The following is a 15,855-nucleotide window of genomic DNA, read 5'->3' as shown; positions in this document are numbered from 1 at the left end:
CCTGGCGAGCCGAAGGTCCCCGCGTCGCGGTGCTCCGTGGCTACGAGGCCGAGGATCCCGCGACCGGCGCGCCGATGTGCCAGGATCTCGCAGCGGTCCGTACGGCCGTCGAGGCGCGGCTCGATGTGCACGAGACCGCCTGTGCCAGTGCCGGCCGCCGGTGCCGGTTCTTCGAGGATTGCAGCAAGCAGCGGAACCGCGACGAGGTGGCGAATGCCGAGGTCGTCGTCGCCGCCCACCAGGCGCTCTACAGCGGATTCGCCGTCGACGCGGGGAGCCTTGCGGCCATGATCATCGACGAAGGTTTCTGGGCGAGCGCCCTGCAGGAGGACCGGCGGTTCGATCTCGAAACGCTTGCCCACGACCTTCTGGGCCATTCGCTCGGTCGCCGGGAAGGCGCCGTGGCAGACCTCCACGATCTCCGACGCCGGGCGGTCACTGCCTTCGCGGAGGTCGGACCGGTATCTCGTACGGCCCTCTTGCGCGCCGGGCTGAACGCCGAGACCTGTCGGCTTGCGGCCGGGCTGGAGGCACGCCGGATCAAGGGTCCGGGCCTCTATCCCGGGATGCCCCTTTGCGATCGCAAGCGGGCAGCGGCGCGGGTGGCGGTGAACGCCCGGACCCATGACCTGATCGGGCTCTGGAACGCCATGGCCAACCTGGTGGAAGGGACAACGGAATTTGACAGCCGGCTGCTGAGGACCTCGGGCAACGAGGTGATCGTCTCCGGCTTGCGCGCGATCCACCCGACATTGCGGGACAAGCCAATCCTGCATCTCGATGCGACGCTTCGCCCTGGTCTCGCCCTTCGTGTCCTGCCCGGTCTGGAGGTGGTGGAGGCCGAGGCTGCCATGCCGCACATGGAGCTGCACCTCGTCGCCGGAAGCTTCGGCAAGGGTGTCCTGTGCCCCGATCCGGCGCTGTCCGCCACGGAAGCGCAACGGCGGGCCAATCGCCTGGAGGAGGTGGTGACCTACGTACGGTGGCTGGCCCGCCGCCTCTCGCCTGTGCTCGTGGTCACCTACAAGGACTGCGAGGATGCCTTCGCCGGTATCCCTGGAGTGTCGACCGGCCACTTCAACGCCATCGCCGGCCTCGACGGATACAGGGGCGTTCGGCTCCTCGTCGTCGTCGGCCGGCCTTTGCCTTCCGACCTGGCACTGGCGCCTCTCTCCAGGGCATTGTTCGGGCATCGGCCGGCGGGTGGCTACACGACCCGGCTCAGCGGCATCAGAATGCGGGATGGGAGCAGCCGGGCGGTGCGGGTCGCGGCGCACGAGGACGAGACCGCCGAGATCATCCGCGCTGCGATCTCCGACGACGAGGTCCTGCAGGCGATCGGGCGCGGGCGGGGCGTGAACCGGACGGCCATGAACCCGCTCGAGGTGCATGTGCTTGCCGACGTGGCGCTGCCGCTCGTCCATGACCGCCTTCTTGCCTGGGAGGCGGTGCGTCCCGACCTCTTCCAGCGGATGCTGCTCGCCGGCTTGGCCGTCGACAGCCCGGGCGACGCGCTGCTCCTGCACCCGGGGTTCTTTCCCGGCAGCGCCGCGGCCGAGAAGGCGTTCCAGCGGGAGGGATTTGGCGGACATTTCCCTATAAGAGATCTCTATAGGGAAATGTCCGTGAAATCGGCTGCCTATCGTCGGCTCGGGCGGGGACGTTCCTGGCAGCGCGCGTGGTGGATCGATGGCGACGACAAGGCCGCCATAGAGAGGCTCGAAGCGGCTCTAGGGCATCTGGCGGCGTGGCGCGATGACGGCTGACCGATTGTCACCTGATGTCAGCCTCCTTCAGAAAGCGTCATGGTTACAATGGCTTGCACGCTCTGATAGAATGCCGTCGACGCCCCGGCCCGGTGCCGCGAATGCCGCCCCCGGGGCCAAGAGGAGCCACGATGCCCGTCCGCCTGCACCAGATCGAGACACCCGAGCCGCTGGCGATCGACCACCGCCCCGTCGACGCGCTCATCCCCTACGCCCGCAACGCGCGCACCCATTCCGAGGATCAGGTGGCGCTGATCGCGGGTTCGATCCGCGAGTTCGGCTTCACGACCCCGGTTCTGGTGGATGGCGGGAACGGCATCATCGCCGGGCACGGGCGGGTGCTGGCGGCGCGGAAGCTCGGGATGGTATCCGTGCCGGTGATCGAGCTCGGCCATCTCTCGGCGGCGCAGCGGCGGGCCTACGTGCTCGCGGACAACCGGCTGGCGGAGGCGGCCGGCTGGGACCGGGAGCTGCTGGCGCTGGAGGTGGCGGAGCTCGACGCGCTCGGGGTGGACCTCGGCACCCTCGGCTTCGAGGCGGGCGAGATCGACGCGCTACTGCGAGACGGCGTGCCCGACCCGCGCGAGGAGGCGACGCCGGAGCCGCCGGCCGTCCCTGTTTCCCGGCCTGGCGACCTCTGGGTTCTCGGACCGCATCGGCTCTTGTGCGGAAGCTCGACGGAAGCGGCGGACGTGGCCCGGCTGCTGGGCGGCCTGCGCCCGCATCTGACGGTGACCGACCCGCCCTACGGCGTCGCCTACGACCCGTCCTGGCGCAATGCCGCGGGCCTCTCGGCGACGAAGCGCACCGGCAGGGTGCTGAACGACGACCGGGCGGACTGGCGCGAGGCCTGGGCGCTCTTTCCCGGCGAGGTCGCCTATGTCTGGCACGGGGCGCTGCATGCCGCGGAGGTGGCGGCGAGCCTGGAGGCATCCGGCTTCGCGGTGCGCAGCCAGATCATCTGGGCCAAGGAGCGGCTGGTGCTCTCGCGCGGCGACTACCACTGGCAGCACGAGCCCTGCTGGTACGCGGTGCGCCGCAAGGGCAGGGGGCATTGGGCCGGGGACCGGAAGCAGACCACGCTCTGGACGATCCCGAGCCGCGAGCAGGACGCGGCGACGGTGCACGGCACCCAGAAGCCGGTCGAGGCCATGCGCCGGCCGATGCTCAACAACAGTTCCCCCGGCCAGGCGGTCTACGAGCCGTTCTGCGGCTCGGGCACCTCCATCATCGCCGCCGAGACTTGCGGGCGAAGCTGCCTCGCGCTGGAACTCGATCCGGCCTATGTGGACGTGGCGGTGACGCGCTGGCAGGACTTCACCGAGGAGGTCGCGGTGCTCGAAGCTGACGGGCGCGGCTTCGCGGAGATCGCCACCATGCGGAGCACGGCATGAGCCATCGCCCGAAGCCGACGGCGATCCGGCGCCGGGAGGGCAATCCCGGCAAGCGGGCCTGGAACCATGCCGAGCCGGTGCCGCCCGATGCCATGCTGCGCTGCCCGGCCCATCTCGCGCCGGTGGCGAAGGCCGAATGGCGGCGGGTGGCCCGGACGCTGCACGACATGGGGGTGCTGACGGTGATCGACCGGGCGGCCCTCGCCGCCTATTGCCAGAGCTACGCCAAGTGGGTCGAGGCCGAACGCAAGATGAAGGAGACGCCGCCGCTGGTGAAGACGCCCTCGGGCTATGTGCAGCAATCGCCCTGGCTCTCCATCGCCAACAAGCAGCTGGAGCTGATGGGGCGCTACATGACCGAGCTCGGCATGACGCCGGCGGCGCGCAGCCGGGTGACGGCGGTGGACCCGCGCATGGAGATCCCGGAGATCGTGTTCCGCACCATCTACGAGGAGGCCCCCGCGGCCGCGCGGCTGCGGGAGTATGTCGACGACATGCCGTTCGACGCTGTCGCGCAGCGGGTCGGGACGAAGGACGAGCCGGATCGGGCAAGATGACGCGCAGCCTGGCACCCGTTCGCAGCGTCGGCGAGATGTCCGACGACGAGCTCGTCGGCGCGATGCTGCGGCCGCGGGACCGGAACCCGGCGCCGCGAACCGGGCCGGGCCTGCCGCGCTGTCCCGGCCATCTGACGGCGCATGGCGCGAAGGAGTGGCGGCGGGTCGCGCGGCTGCTGCACGACATGGGGGTGCTCACCGCGATCGACCGGGCCGCGCTCGCCGCCTATTGCCAGGCCTGGGGGCGCTGGGTGGAGGCCGAGGAGAAGCTGAAGGAGACGCCGATCCTGATCAGGACCCCCTCGGGCTACGTGCAGCAATCGCCCTGGATCTCCATCGCCAACAAGCAGCTGGAGCTGATGGGGCGCTACATGGTGGAGCTGGGCATGACCCCGGCCTCGCGGAGCAGGGTCTCGGTGCTAGATCGCACGCCGACGCCGGTGGCCCAGACCTCCGGGGCACACGAGCGGCTGTCGGCGATGATCGACGCGATTGCCGAACGCCTGGCCTACGCCTCGGAGGACGACCCGCAGACGTGAGCTACACTTGCGCCGCACGCCACGGTACAGACCTGCGCAACGAAGGTTTGGCAGGTCTGTACGGGGGAGGCGATGCGCATCGTCGGCTACGAGCGGGTCAGCACCACGCGCCAGGGCGCGAGCGGGCTGGGGCTGGAGGCGCAGCGGCAGGCGATCGAGGCCTTCGTGGCAGCCCGGGGCGGCGAGCTCGTCGCCCGCTTCACGGAAGTGGAGAGCGGCCGCAACCCGGACCGGCCGGAGCTGTCCAAGGCCCTGCACCTGGCCCGGGTCACCGGGGCACTCCTGGTGATCGCCAGGCTCGACCGGCTGTCGCGCAACGCCGCCTTCCTGCTGACCCTGCGCGACAGCGGGGTGAGGTTCGCCGCGGCCGACATGCCGGAGGCGAACGACCTCACGGTGGGCGTCATGGCGCTGGTGGCCCAGGCGGAGCGCGAGGCGATCTCCCGGCGCACGAAGGAGGCGCTGGCGGTGGCCAGGGCCCGCGGCGTGAAGCTCGGCAACCCGAATGGTGCGGCGGCGCTCAGGCGGGCTGGCAAGGGCGGCGCGGCGCTCAGGGCGGCGGTCTCGGCCAATGCCAACGCCCATGCCCGGGACCTCGCCCCGGTGATCGCCGACATCCGGGCGGGCGGTGCCACCAGCCTGCGCGCCATCGCCGGAGAGCTCAACGCCCGCGGCATGCAGACCCGGCGCGGCGGGCGCTGGCATGTGTCGAACACCGGGAACCTGCTGGCGCGGCTGGGGCTCGCCGAGGACACCGACACGCCGAAGCGACCCGCCGCTGCCCGGCGGCTCATCCCTACATCAACCGTGCTCTGACCTCCGACGATCATCCAGTTGAAAGCGGAGTCGGCGCTTCACTTCGGCATTCTCCACTGACGGAGCAACGGGTAGAGTCCGCGGCGGGCTATGGACGCCCGCGTTCCACTGCGGCAACATCGGAAAGAATGAACTCGACGAATTCCTGAACGTAAGGTTTGTCGAGTGACGCCTTGTTGACCTTGAGATAGTTTCCACGATCGACGCGCAGTGGAGACCGGAAAAGCACAACGAGCTTGCCATCTGCCACTTGCGATCTGACGAGGTGACGCCAGCCGAGTATGATGCCCTCGCCTGCAATCGCAGCCTCGACGAGCAGCGCATAGTTGTTGCTCACCATCGCGGGAAGCTTCGGCTGCATATCGAGACCGCGGGCGTGGAACCAGTCGCTCCAGGTTATCGGATACCAGCCGATCGCCTCCGACGACCAGTGCTTCCGGTGAAGCTCCAGCAAATCCGCACCGGCTAGGCTCGATGGATCGGGGAACGGGCCATATCGCTCCAGATAGTCCGGGCTGCAAATCGGCTCGACGATCTCGGGAAACAGGAAGTACAGCACCTCGCCGACCTCGCAACGTTCGTTTCCACAGATCAGTGAGACGTCGACTTCGTCGAAGTTGCGTAGCGTGTCGTCCTCGTCGGAAGCCAATAGAACAAACCTGAGCTCGGGCCGCGATGCGCGAAACCGGTCGACATAAGGCTTGAACCAGTAGGTCACGGCGGCGTTCGTCCCGGAACACGTGATCACCGCAGGATCCGCGGGGTCGTTGAACTCGCTGATGGCATCGCAGATGGAGTCCAGACCGTCGCTGACCGCCGAAAGCAGACGGATACCCTCCGCCGTGAGTTCCAGGCTGTTGTGCTTGCGGACGAAGAGCGTCGTGCCGAGCGCCTTCTCGAGGCCGCGGATCTGCTGGCTGACGGCCGCCTGCGTGACGTGGAGTTCGTTGCCTGCGAGCGTGAAACTCAGATGTTTGGCCGCGACCTCGAACGTGGCGAATGAGCCGAGAGAGGGGAGATAGCGTCGTTTCGTCAGCATGGCGAAGATTACGATGTTGGTGTTCCATTGCGCAACGGCGCCATTTCGCTGGCGATGAGAGCGGCAGCGCGACCAGGCGCCCAGGACGTCATTCCCGTCGCGCCAGCCACTCTTTCCAGCGCAGGACCAGGTTCGCACCCACAGTGGCAATCGGTTCTGGCGGGAGCCGTTCGGGTTCGGCCTGCGCCACAAAATACTCCGTGATCGACGAGGTGCTGCCGCTTGCCAACTCGGCCGCGGAAATCCCGGTCAACGTGCCTCTAGTTGTGCCGAGCCCGTTCTGGCAGCAGGCTGCAAAGATTCCGTCCTCGACCTCGCCTGTCACGGACACGCCGTTGCGGGACAGACACAGGTGCCCCGACCATACATATTCCATCCGCACGTCCGCCAGCTGCGGAAAACGGGTGTCGAACTTCCGGCGCATTACCGCGGTGGCGCGACGCATCTCGCGAGAAGAGGATTCCATGCCGGGGCGGAATTCCGCGCAGGTTCGCGTCACGATCCGGTTGCCACCCTGTCCGCTGTCGATCCGCCGCATTGTCGTACCCATTGGATCCGACGGCGTGACGCCCCAGCGTGCCCTGCCGCCAAGCTTCGCCAATGCATCCCGACCGAGTTCCTCGGTCATGCAGGCGAAAAGGAAGACATGCATGAGTCGGCCGCGCTTGAAGCCAAAGCTCTCGATCTGTCCGTTGTTGGCCAACACGACCTTTGGCGCCGTAACGCTCCCTCCCGGGGAAGCGATGCGCCAAGCCGAACCCTCGCGCCGAAAACCTGTTACCGGCGAGTTCTCGCGGACCTGCGCGACCCGCGACAGCCCCCCGGCGAAACCGCGGACATAGCCCGCCGGCTGCAGCATGACGGTTCCGGGTGTGTAGAGGCCCGAAAGATAGTAGCGACTGCCGGTCAGCTCGAACATCGCCTGCGCGTCGAGTAACTCGTAGCGCTCGCGCAGTTCGCGGAGGTGCGCGGCGTAGCTCTGGTTCCGGGTGTGACTGACCTCGCTGCCAGCGCCATTGGTCTTGCCCACAGGATCGAAGTGATTTGGGTCGATCTCGTATTCCAGCACGGCGTCGCGAGCAAACTCGATCGCAAGGCGGTTGAGCCTGATGAGTCTGCGATCGAGGCTTTCATCCGTCCCGGCATAGTTCACTGAAGTCAGTTCGTGGGGGAGGTCAATCATGAAGCCAGAATTGCGACCGGCCGCGCCCTCGCCGATCCGTCCGGCGTCCAGTACGACGATCCGCGCCCCCGCATTGAGCTGAGCCAGGCGCCGCGCGGCGGCCAGCCCGGCAAACCCCGCACCGATCACAGCAAAATCGCAGGACATGTCACCGTCGAGCGTTCTCGCGGCGGCACGCGGGCCGAGGATCGCGTCCCACGCCGCCGGTCCCGCGTGCTTGGGCAGGCGTTTGGCAGCGTATTCGGATTTCATCGCCGTCGTTTCTCGCTCAATCCAAGCCGCGCCCGGAACCCATCGAGTCCCGCCTCGAGGGCCTCCGGTGTTCCATTGCTGGCAAGGGCAGCACTTAGGGTCTGATTGAGCCCGCCCTCGGTGGAAAGCCCGCGACGCAGTTCCCCGAGGTCGATGTCGGGCGAGTGTCCCAGCAACCGGCAATAACCGCCCAGAAGTGCCGCAAGATACGCCTCGGCCGCCCCTCGATCCTCGGTAAAGCCAGCAAGCCAACCTGCAGCCACGGAAATCTGATCGAGGATCGGCAACAGCAGCCCTGTTGCCGCAAAATGCGCGTTCAGCGCCTCCTCGGACGTACAGTGATGGATCGACGCGTGCGAACCGAAAAGCGCGTCCAGCGCTGCTGTTTCGGGATAGGCAACGAGCGGCGTGCCGCCGAGCGGCAGAATCGGCAGCGGAATCGCCACGGCGATCTCGCGCGCCGGCGCACAGAGGTCGGTGATTTCCTTGACCGACATGCCCGCCATGACGGAGATGACCGTCTGCCCCTCTCGAAACGGCAGGTGCGGCAGCGTCTCCAGCGCCACGTCGGCCAGAAGGCACAGGACCACGATGTCGCTCTGCGCCACGACCGTCTCGTTTGGCGCGCGACCTACCGTGTCGAACCTATGCGAGAGATCCCCCGAGATCCTCAAATTTCGCTCCGAAACGAGGATCTCATGGTCGTCCCCGGCGATGGTGCTGACCATCGCCGAGGCGATTTCACCGGTGCCCAGGAAGCCGATGCGTGCCATCAGGCCACTTCGGTGTCCGTCGGGTCGGTCAGGTCCAGCCAGATCGTCTTGAGTTGGGTATACTGATCGTGGGCGTGGATCGAGTTGTCGCGCCCGCCGAACCCCGACTGCTTGTAGCCCCCGAATGGCGTGGTGATGTCGCCCTCGCCGAAGCAGTTGACCGTGACCGTTCCCGCCCGGATCGCCCGCGCGCCGCGCATCGCCCGCCGCGCATTCGACGTGAAGAGCGAGGCCGCCAGCCCGTACGGCGTGTCGTTCGCCACCGCTATCGCCTCGTCGAAGCTCGATACGGTAATGACCGACAACACCGGACCGAATATTTCTTCCCGAGCCAGCACCGACTCGTTGCTCTTCACATCGACAACCGTCGGCTCGACGAAAGCCCCACCCGAATTCTTGCCCCCCATGACGATTTCGGCGGCCTCGGCCTTGCCGAGATAGCCGCAGACCTTGTCGAAATGTGCCTTGCTGACCAGCGCACCGACCCGCACCGTGGGGTCCAGCGGATCGCCGACGTTCCATTCACGGGCATGCGCCTTCACCTTCTCCAGAAGCGAGTCCTTGACGTCCTTGTGGACGATTAGGCGCGATGCGGCCGAGCAGTTCTCGCCCATGTTCCAGAAAGCGCCGTTCACCACATGGGCGGCCACCGCGTCCAGATGCTCGGCGTCGTCCATGACGATGCAGGGATTCTTGCCGCCCATCTCGAGCACGACCTCTTTCAGGTTGCTGTCGGCCGAATAGTGCAGGAACCGCCGCCCCGTCACGGTGGAACCGGTGAAGGACACCATGTCCACGTCGGGATGCTTGCCCAAGGGTTCGCCCACGTCACCGCCGCCGCCGGTGACGACATTCAGGACGCCGGCAGGGACGCCGGCCTCGTACGCCAGCTCGGCCAGCCTTAGCGCCGTCAGCGAGGTTTCTGCGGCCGGCTTGACCACCACCGAGCAGCCTGCGGCCAGCGCCGGGCCGATCTTCCACGCCAGCATCAGGAGCGGGAAGTTCCATGGTAGCACCAGGCCCACCACACCCACAGGCTCGCGGACCACAAGTGCCATGTGATTGTCAGAGGCCGGCGCCACCTGGTCGTAGATCTTGTCGATCAGTTCGGCATGCCACTTGATGCAGTGGATCGTCTCGGGAACGTCGACGTTGGAGCAGTCATAGATGGTCTTGCCGCTGTCGAGACTCTCCATCACGGCCAGCTCACGCGCATTGCGCGTCAGCAGCTTGCATAGCCGGATCAGAATCTCCTTGCGCTCGGACGGGTGCAGTCTCGACCAGCGGCCGTCCTCGAAGGCTTCGCGAGCCTTGCCGACCGCGAAATCCACGTCCTCGGCTTCGCATGCCGCCACATCGGCCAGCTTTGCGCCGGTCGCAGGGTTTACCGTCTCGAAAGTCTTGCCCGATTTCGCCGGCCGGAAGCTGCCGTCGATGAACGCGTTGGTCGGCAACACCAGGTCGCGGGCAATCGATTCGTATTCGTCCCGTATTAGCAGATCGCTCATGACTCAGTTCCCTGCCTTGATGGCCGCAATCGTGGTTTTCAGTACGCGGACAACCTGCTCAAGTTCGCGCTTGTCGTCCTTGTTCAGACCGCGCAGCGGCGGCCGCATCGGTCCGGTGCGCAGCCCCGCCATTTCGGTTCCGTGCTTGACGCACTGGATGAATTTGGCGCCCTGCTCCAGCACCCGCATCAGCGGCATCATGGCCGACATGATCCGGCGGCCCTTGGCGAAATCGCCGTGCACCGCACAGGTCTCGTAGAGAAACACGTGCTCCTCGGGCAGGAAGTTCGACCCGGCGCAGATCCAGCTGCGCGCACCCCAGGCAAAGAACTCCAGTGCCTGGTCATCCATGCCGCAGGACATCTGGATATGCGGATAGTCCCGCGCCAGCAGGTGCACCCGGTTGATGTCGCCGGAACTTTCCTTGATGCCCACGAAGTTGCGTGACCGGCAGACGCGGTCGAGAAACTCCTCGCCCATCGCCACCCCCATCCGACCCGGGTAGTTGTAGAGAATTACCGGCAGATCGGCAGCGCGGTCGATGGCCAGTGCGTTTAGCGCGTTCTCGCGTTCCGTCGGCACCGAATAGGGTGGCGTCCCGAGCAGGATCGCATCCGCGCCCATCTCGCGCGCGCCGGTTGCCAATGCAATGGAATCGGGCGTGCGCATCGATCCCGTGCCCACGATCAGCGGCAGACGGCCATTCAGCCGGTCCTTGATGAAACGTGCAAGCTCCAGCCGTTCGTCGACCGTCTGCGAGTAATTCTCGGCAGTCGAGCCGCCGGAAACTATGCCATGCACGCCGTTCGCGACCAGGTGCTCCACTACGTCGGCAAGCCCGTCCAGGTCGAACGATCCGTCCGCGCGCATCGGGGTCACGATCGGCGTGTATATCCCCTCGAGTGTAAGTCTAAACGTCATTTCGGCGGTCCATCCAGAAGCTCCTGAGAGTGAATGGCCGGGAGCGCTGAGACCCCGGCGAGCGTGGACCACCGCAGCGCGGAGGCCCCTTGTCGTATCACGATTCTGGCGCCCTCTATTCCATGAAACCCAACAGCCGTGGCAGGGTCAGCGCCAAAGGCGACCAATACGTGGTGACCAGCATCACCGGGAAGGCGGCAAAGGCCATGAAGAAGAACGCTGGCTTCATCACCTCCGACATGCCGACTTTTCCGACCCGACAGGCCATGAACAAGATGGGCGCCATGGGCGGGGAGTTGGCGCCGATCACCACGCTGGTGCCGATGATCGCGGCGAAGTGCACGGCATCCACGCCGATCTCGGCCATGACCGGCACCATGATCGGGCTGATGATCGCGATGACGCTGACGTCATCCATGATCATGCCGATCAGCACCAGGAAGACGTTGACCACGAGCAGGATCAGGATCGGACTGGAGAATGCGCCCAGCAGAAAATCCGTCAACTGCTGTGGAACGCGCTCCAGGGTGAAGATCCGGCTGGCGACAAACGAGAAGACCAGGATGATCATGATGACGCCGGTCGTCGTCGCCGCATGGATCACTGCCTCGGCGATCTTGCGCGGAGTCAGTTCGCGATAGACAAAGAGACCAACCGGGATGGAATAGACGACGGCGATGGCTGCGGCTTCGGTCGGGGTAAAGAAGCCGCCGTAGATTCCGCCCAGGATGATGACCGGAAGCATCAGAGCGGGGAGGGCCTTCCATCCGGTAGAGGCCGTTTCGCTCAACCGCTCGGACCATGGCATCGCGACATCTTCTCCGGGAATCTTTCGCGCCACGTGTATCCTGTTCAGGACGGCCAGCATGATCATCAGCAGGATGCCCGGTCCGATGGTCGCCAGGAAGCAGGCGGCAACGGACTGGCGGGTGACGACGGCATAGAGGATCATCGTGATCGAGGGCGGGATCAGCAGCCCTAGGAGCGACGCGATCCCCAGCAGGGCGCTGGTATAGCCCCGGGAATAGCCGTGGCGTTCCATCGGGTCGATCATGATGGCACCGATGGAGGCGACGGCGGCCGAGGCGGTGCCGGAAATGGCCCCGAAGATGCCGCAGGAAACGATCATCGACGTTCCCATACCCTTGCGCGACTTGCCCACCAGAGCCTCGACGAACTCTACCAGCCGCCGGGCGATCCCGCCCGTCTGCATGAGGTAGCCGGTCATCACGAAGAGTGGCAGCGCCAGGAGGATCACCGAGTTCACCGACCAGAATCCGGTCGTCATGACGAAGGACACGTCCACGCCGTAGAGGAGCGTGAGGATCAGCGTCATTGCGGCGAACGAGAAGACGACGGGCACGCCGATCATCATCAGAACGACGACGGCCACGATTGCGATCAGGGCGACCATTGCGACTACTCCACTTCTGCCAGCGGATCGCCGGATGTGATCGATGCGTCGCCCCTGATCTCCTGAATCAGGTCGCGGACGAGGTAGGCCACGAACAGCACGGAGGCGAAGAGAAGGCTGGACTGGGACACCCACCACGGAATGCCGAAGACCGGCGTCTTTTGATTGCGTTCGACGCCGAACGCGAAGAAGTCCCAGGACCACACCACCATCATCACCGCGACCACCAGCGAGATGGCGGTGGCGACAATGGCGGCGGCCCGCCAGACCTTGGGGTTGCTGGAGAAGATCTTCACGAAATCCGCGGTCAGGTGCGAGCGTTCGCGCGATGCCAGAGATGCCCCGAGCATGTAGAACCACATGATCGCGAGGAGCATGATCTCCTCGAGACCGAAGACGGGAGTACCCAGGACGGACCGGCTGAAGATGCCTGCCGCCAGCATGAACGCCACCGCCAGGCCGATCACCACGACGACCGGCCGCATTATTCGCATGAGAATAGAATCGAGGATCTTGAACAGCCCCACCGCGCCGCCCTCTCTGTGTTGGAGTGAAGAAGGAACCGCGGGTACGCCGCGCGTGCCCGCGATCAGCGATTATTTATTCTTGCTCGGCCGCATCAGCTTCCGGCATGGCCGTACCCGCATCCCGCATCGTCGTGTCCGCGTCCGGAACGGTCGCGTTGGCACGGATGGTGTCCATGATTTCCGGGCCCAGAGCCTCTTCGACCTGCGGCCAGACTTCGTTGCGGACGCGCTCGACCCAGGCGGCCTTCTCTTCGGGTGTTGGAATGATGTACTCCATCCCGAACTCCTGTGCGGCCGCAATCCACTTGTCGTCTTCCGCCTTGGCAGCCCTGAACTGCTGCGCGATCACCTCGCGCGCAGAGGATTCAATGATTTCACGATCTTCGGCGTCCAGTTCGTCCCATGTCTTGGCGCTCATCAGAAGCGAATACGAGGAAAAGTTGTGCGAAGTTTGGACAAAGTAATCCAGCTGATCGCGGAAATACTCGTAGTCCCAATAGATCACATTTGAGGAATCGCCATCGACGACGCCGGTCTGGAGAGAGGTGTAGACCTCCGCCCAGTCGATCGGAACGGCATCGAAGCCCATTGCCTGGACCGTCTGCGGCAACGGGAAGATCGGCTGCGACCGTACCTTGAGTCCCTGAGCCTCCTCATAGCTCGTCGCGTAGCGGTTCTTGGTGGCAATGCCGCCGAAGCCCTCGGGAAAGGGACCGAAATACTTCATGCCGATGTCGGCGTAGACCGGATCCATCAACTTGCGCACCCAGCCGTCGTCCCCGAACGAGACCACCGCGTCTTCCCAGCCCATCACCAGATACGGAACATAGTTCACCCCGATCCGAGGATCGTAGGAGGTCTGTGGCCAGGTGATCATCAGGTGGATGTTGCCCTTGACCAACTGGTCGAACAGTTCCTGTTGGCCACCGAGTTCGCCCTGATAGAATACGTCCGCAACGATGCGGCCATCCGATTTTTCATTGATCAGCGACGCCCAGGTCCGCATCGCCTCGCCCACGGGTGAATTCCGGTCGCCGGCCTCGCTCGTGAGCACCAGCTTGTAGCTATCTTCGCTTGCGCGGGACGCGGCAGGAACGAGCATCGCCAAGGCGACGGCCAACCCGGAGACTGTTTTTGTGTGGATCATGTTCCCCCCCTTTGTGGCCATTCCGCCGCTAGCCGCTCGGATAGCCGCGCGGAATTTTCCGTTGATCCATCCGGATTCGGCAAACGAGCTTTTTCATGGGATGCGCAATAGGCGCAGCTAATGTCGGAATTTCGCCAGCAGCACGGTAGCTGGCGCGGAAGCGCGACGATCAGATTGTACTGAGCCCACCAGATCGGCCCAAGCTAACATCCCGACGCATCCCGAGCTCCGCGCTAGGTTAGCGTCCGAACTCGTGGTGGAAATTCGCGCTGCGTCGGCGGTGTGATCCGGGGTGGCCATCGAGGGCGTCGGTTTTGGTGGAGTTTGCGGACTTCAACCACGGGCCGATGGAGACCCCGATGACCGAATCTACCTTGCCGCTGATCGAGCTGCTGCAAAAGCATGATGACGGCGATTTCCTGCGCGCCGTCACCGAGGCGGTGCTGCAGCTGCTGATGGAGCACGACGTCGAGGGCGTGGTCGGCGCCGGCCGCTACGAGCGCGGCGACGGCCGCCAGAACTGGCGCAACGGCTATCGCGCTCGCGAGCTGAAGACACGCCTCGGCGCGCTGAACCTGCGGGGGCCTAGGCTGCGGCAGGGCTCGTACTTCCCGGGCCTCCTGGAGCCGCACCGGACGTCGGAAAAGGCGCTGGTCGCGGTGATCCAGGAGGCCTGGATCGGCGGCGTCTCGACGCGCCGGGTCGACGACCTTGTGCAGGCCATGGGGCTGACCGGCATCTCCAAGAGCACCGGGTCGAAGCTGTGCAAGGACATTGACGAGCGGGTGCGGGAGTTCTTTGACCGGCCGATCGCCGCCGACTGGCCCTACCTCTGGCTCGACGCGACCTACCTCAAGGTGCGCCAGCGCGGGAGGATCATCTCCGTTGCCGCCATAATCGCCATGGCGGTCATCCCCAGCACGCAACTTGAATCAGAACCCAACGTCTCTGGGAATCCCCGTCGATTCACGCGGCTCGGAAAGTGCTCTAGGTTTCGCAGTAGCGCTGAACTCGCGCGTTCGAGAGCTGGTCAAAGGATCATATCCCCCCTTGGTCCGCTGGCGTTCGCCAGATTGGCCTTTCCCCGCGATTGGGGCCGCGCCGAACTGGGGTCTCCCGGGTTGTGAGTTGTTCGCATGCGCGGTGGACAAAGTTTCCATGTTCAGGCATCGGATATGCGCGGATACCCTAGGTGACCGCTCGGAGGGAGGGAGATGCGCGGAGTTAATCCGGGCGCCCACGCTGACCGAGTACTGGCCGCGATCGAAAGCGATGCGCCGGCGCGGTCCTCGCTGGCTGCTTCCTGGCGGCGGTCTTCGACCCTGCACCGGCTCGACCCGGCGGACCGCAAGCCGCCCCGGCGGTTGAGCGAGGGCGAGTTGCGCGTCGCCCGCGAGCGGGTGGATCTCTTGGTGCATGCCGCGCAGGGGAGCCTCGACCGGCTGTTCCAGGCGGTTGGCGGCGTAAGCTGCTGCATCCTACTGGCGGACCGCGAGGGCGTACCGGTCGACCGCCGCGGCGCCGCGTCTGACGATCCGACGTTCGAGGGCTGGGGGCTGTGGACCGGAGCGGTCTGGAGCGAGGCGGCCGAAGGCACCAACGGCATCGGGACTTGCATTGTGGAGCAGCGCCCGCTCTCCATCCACCGCGACCAGCACTTCTTCACCCGCAACACTGACCTCAGCTGCACCACTGCGCCAATATTCGATCACGAGGGGCGGCTCGCGGCAGCGCTCGACGTCTCGTCCTGCCGTGCCGATCTCACCGAGGCTTTCATCGGGCTGATCGCGGTTGCGGTTCAGGACGCGGCGCGGCGCATCGAGGCGGAGACCTTTCGGCTGGCCTTCCCCGATGCGCGGGTGCTCGTGGCCCCCGGGACCGACAAGAACGGCGGGGGGCTGATCGCGATCGACAGCGACGAACTGGTGATCGGCGCCACCCGCGCCGCACGACAGGCGCTCGGACTCACGGGCGAGAATCTGGCGCGGCCCGTTCCGGTCGCAGACCTCTTCGGCATCG

General features: G+C 65.7%; 14 protein-coding genes and 1 pseudogene. 7 read left to right on the top strand and 8 right to left on the bottom strand.

Features of this window, described 5'->3' with window-relative positions:
- Positions 1-74: 74 nt before the first annotated feature.
- The 5 genes from V7050_RS03405 (at position 75) to V7050_RS03385 (ending at position 5,072) form a co-directional block, all read left to right on the top strand.
- Positions 75-1,766 (top strand): hypothetical protein, encoded by a 1,692-nt coding sequence (locus tag V7050_RS03405; protein ID WP_324398174.1) that lies wholly within the window; start codon positions 75-77, stop codon positions 1,764-1,766.
- A 131-nt stretch (positions 1,767-1,897) separates the two neighbouring features.
- Entirely contained in the window at positions 1,898-3,160 is a 1,263-nt protein-coding gene (locus V7050_RS03400) for a site-specific DNA-methyltransferase (RefSeq protein WP_324374713.1), read from the top strand.
- A complete protein-coding gene (locus tag V7050_RS03395) occupies positions 3,157-3,717 on the top strand; it encodes a phage terminase small subunit P27 family (protein WP_324374711.1) in 561 nt (186 codons plus the stop codon). The genes V7050_RS03400 and V7050_RS03395 overlap by 4 nt, the downstream gene beginning before the upstream one ends.
- Positions 3,714-4,256, top strand: a complete 543-nt coding sequence (locus V7050_RS03390; RefSeq protein ID WP_324374709.1) for a phage terminase small subunit P27 family — start codon at positions 3,714-3,716, stop codon at positions 4,254-4,256. Before V7050_RS03395 ends, V7050_RS03390 begins: the two co-directional genes overlap by 4 nt.
- A 72-nt stretch (positions 4,257-4,328) precedes the next feature.
- Positions 4,329-5,072 (top strand): recombinase family protein, encoded by a 744-nt coding sequence (locus V7050_RS03385; protein ID WP_324374707.1) that lies wholly within the window; start codon positions 4,329-4,331, stop codon positions 5,070-5,072.
- Positions 5,073-5,160: 88 nt separating this feature from the next.
- On the opposite strand, the gene V7050_RS03380 is transcribed toward V7050_RS03385, so the two are convergent.
- From V7050_RS03380 to dctP, 8 genes are all read right to left on the bottom strand, one after another.
- Entirely contained in the window at positions 5,161-6,111 is a 951-nt protein-coding gene (locus V7050_RS03380) for a LysR substrate-binding domain-containing protein (RefSeq protein ID WP_324374705.1), read from the bottom strand.
- Positions 6,112-6,199: 88 nt separating this feature from the next.
- Positions 6,200-7,546, bottom strand: a complete 1,347-nt coding sequence (locus V7050_RS03375; protein ID WP_324374703.1) for an NAD(P)/FAD-dependent oxidoreductase — start codon at positions 7,544-7,546, stop codon at positions 6,200-6,202.
- Entirely contained in the window at positions 7,543-8,319 is a 777-nt protein-coding gene (locus V7050_RS03370) for an NAD(P)-binding domain-containing protein (protein ID WP_324374700.1), read from the bottom strand. The genes V7050_RS03375 and V7050_RS03370 overlap by 4 nt, the downstream gene beginning before the upstream one ends.
- A complete protein-coding gene (locus V7050_RS03365) occupies positions 8,319-9,827 on the bottom strand; it encodes an aldehyde dehydrogenase (RefSeq protein ID WP_324374698.1) in 1,509 nt (502 codons plus the stop codon). Before V7050_RS03365 ends, V7050_RS03370 begins: the two co-directional genes overlap by 1 nt.
- A gap of 3 nt (positions 9,828-9,830) precedes the next feature.
- The gene (locus V7050_RS03360) at positions 9,831-10,748 is read right to left on the bottom strand and encodes a dihydrodipicolinate synthase family protein (RefSeq protein ID WP_324374696.1); all 918 of its coding nucleotides are present in this window, start codon (positions 10,746-10,748) and stop codon (positions 9,831-9,833) included.
- A 115-nt stretch (positions 10,749-10,863) separates the two neighbouring features.
- Positions 10,864-12,162, bottom strand: a complete 1,299-nt coding sequence (locus V7050_RS03355) for a TRAP transporter large permease (RefSeq protein ID WP_324374694.1) — start codon at positions 12,160-12,162, stop codon at positions 10,864-10,866.
- A 5-nt stretch (positions 12,163-12,167) separates the two neighbouring features.
- Complete coding sequence (locus tag V7050_RS03350) at positions 12,168-12,689, bottom strand: TRAP transporter small permease (RefSeq protein ID WP_324374692.1); 522 nt, start codon at positions 12,687-12,689, stop codon at positions 12,168-12,170.
- Positions 12,690-12,762: 73 nt separating this feature from the next.
- Positions 12,763-13,836 carry a TRAP transporter substrate-binding protein DctP gene (gene dctP, locus V7050_RS03345; protein WP_324374690.1) on the bottom strand — a complete coding sequence of 358 codons (1,074 nt, stop codon included), beginning with the start codon at positions 13,834-13,836 and terminating at the stop codon, positions 12,763-12,765.
- A 359-nt stretch (positions 13,837-14,195) separates the two neighbouring features.
- Between dctP and V7050_RS03340 the strand changes: the two are divergent.
- Positions 14,196-14,747 (top strand): annotated as a pseudogene (locus V7050_RS03340) (transposase); the annotation flags it as partial.
- 303 nt (positions 14,748-15,050) lie between these two features.
- The coding region (locus V7050_RS03335) for a GAF domain-containing protein (protein ID WP_324398173.1) at positions 15,051-15,855 on the top strand (805 nt) is incomplete at its 3' end.

The sequence above is a fragment of the Amaricoccus sp. genome (genome assembly GCF_036846665.1).
Taxonomy (GTDB): Bacteria; Pseudomonadota; Alphaproteobacteria; order Rhodobacterales; family Rhodobacteraceae; genus Amaricoccus.
This window is presented reverse-complemented; position numbering and strand designations above follow the sequence as displayed.

What these genes read in the sequence shown, in the direction of transcription:
- V7050_RS03405 (WP_324398174.1), top strand. Translation starts at nt 75, where the DNA reads ATGTGCCAGGATCTCGCAGCGGTCCGTACGGCCGTCGAGGCGCGGCTC.
- V7050_RS03400 (WP_324374713.1), top strand. Translation starts at nt 1,898, where the DNA reads ATGCCCGTCCGCCTGCACCAGATCGAGACACCCGAGCCGCTGGCGATC.
- V7050_RS03395 (WP_324374711.1), top strand. Translation starts at nt 3,157, where the DNA reads ATGAGCCATCGCCCGAAGCCGACGGCGATCCGGCGCCGGGAGGGCAAT.
- V7050_RS03390 (WP_324374709.1), top strand. Translation starts at nt 3,714, where the DNA reads ATGACGCGCAGCCTGGCACCCGTTCGCAGCGTCGGCGAGATGTCCGAC.
- V7050_RS03385 (WP_324374707.1), top strand. Translation starts at nt 4,329, where the DNA reads ATGCGCATCGTCGGCTACGAGCGGGTCAGCACCACGCGCCAGGGCGCG.
- V7050_RS03380 (WP_324374705.1), bottom strand. Translation starts at nt 6,111, where the DNA reads ATGCTGACGAAACGACGCTATCTCCCCTCTCTCGGCTCATTCGCCACG.
- V7050_RS03375 (WP_324374703.1), bottom strand. Translation starts at nt 7,546, where the DNA reads ATGAAATCCGAATACGCTGCCAAACGCCTGCCCAAGCACGCGGGACCG.
- V7050_RS03370 (WP_324374700.1), bottom strand. Translation starts at nt 8,319, where the DNA reads ATGGCACGCATCGGCTTCCTGGGCACCGGTGAAATCGCCTCGGCGATG.
- V7050_RS03365 (WP_324374698.1), bottom strand. Translation starts at nt 9,827, where the DNA reads ATGAGCGATCTGCTAATACGGGACGAATACGAATCGATTGCCCGCGAC.
- V7050_RS03360 (WP_324374696.1), bottom strand. Translation starts at nt 10,748, where the DNA reads ATGACGTTTAGACTTACACTCGAGGGGATATACACGCCGATCGTGACC.
- V7050_RS03355 (WP_324374694.1), bottom strand. Translation starts at nt 12,162, where the DNA reads ATGGTCGCCCTGATCGCAATCGTGGCCGTCGTCGTTCTGATGATGATC.
- dctP (WP_324374690.1), bottom strand. Translation starts at nt 13,836, where the DNA reads ATGATCCACACAAAAACAGTCTCCGGGTTGGCCGTCGCCTTGGCGATG.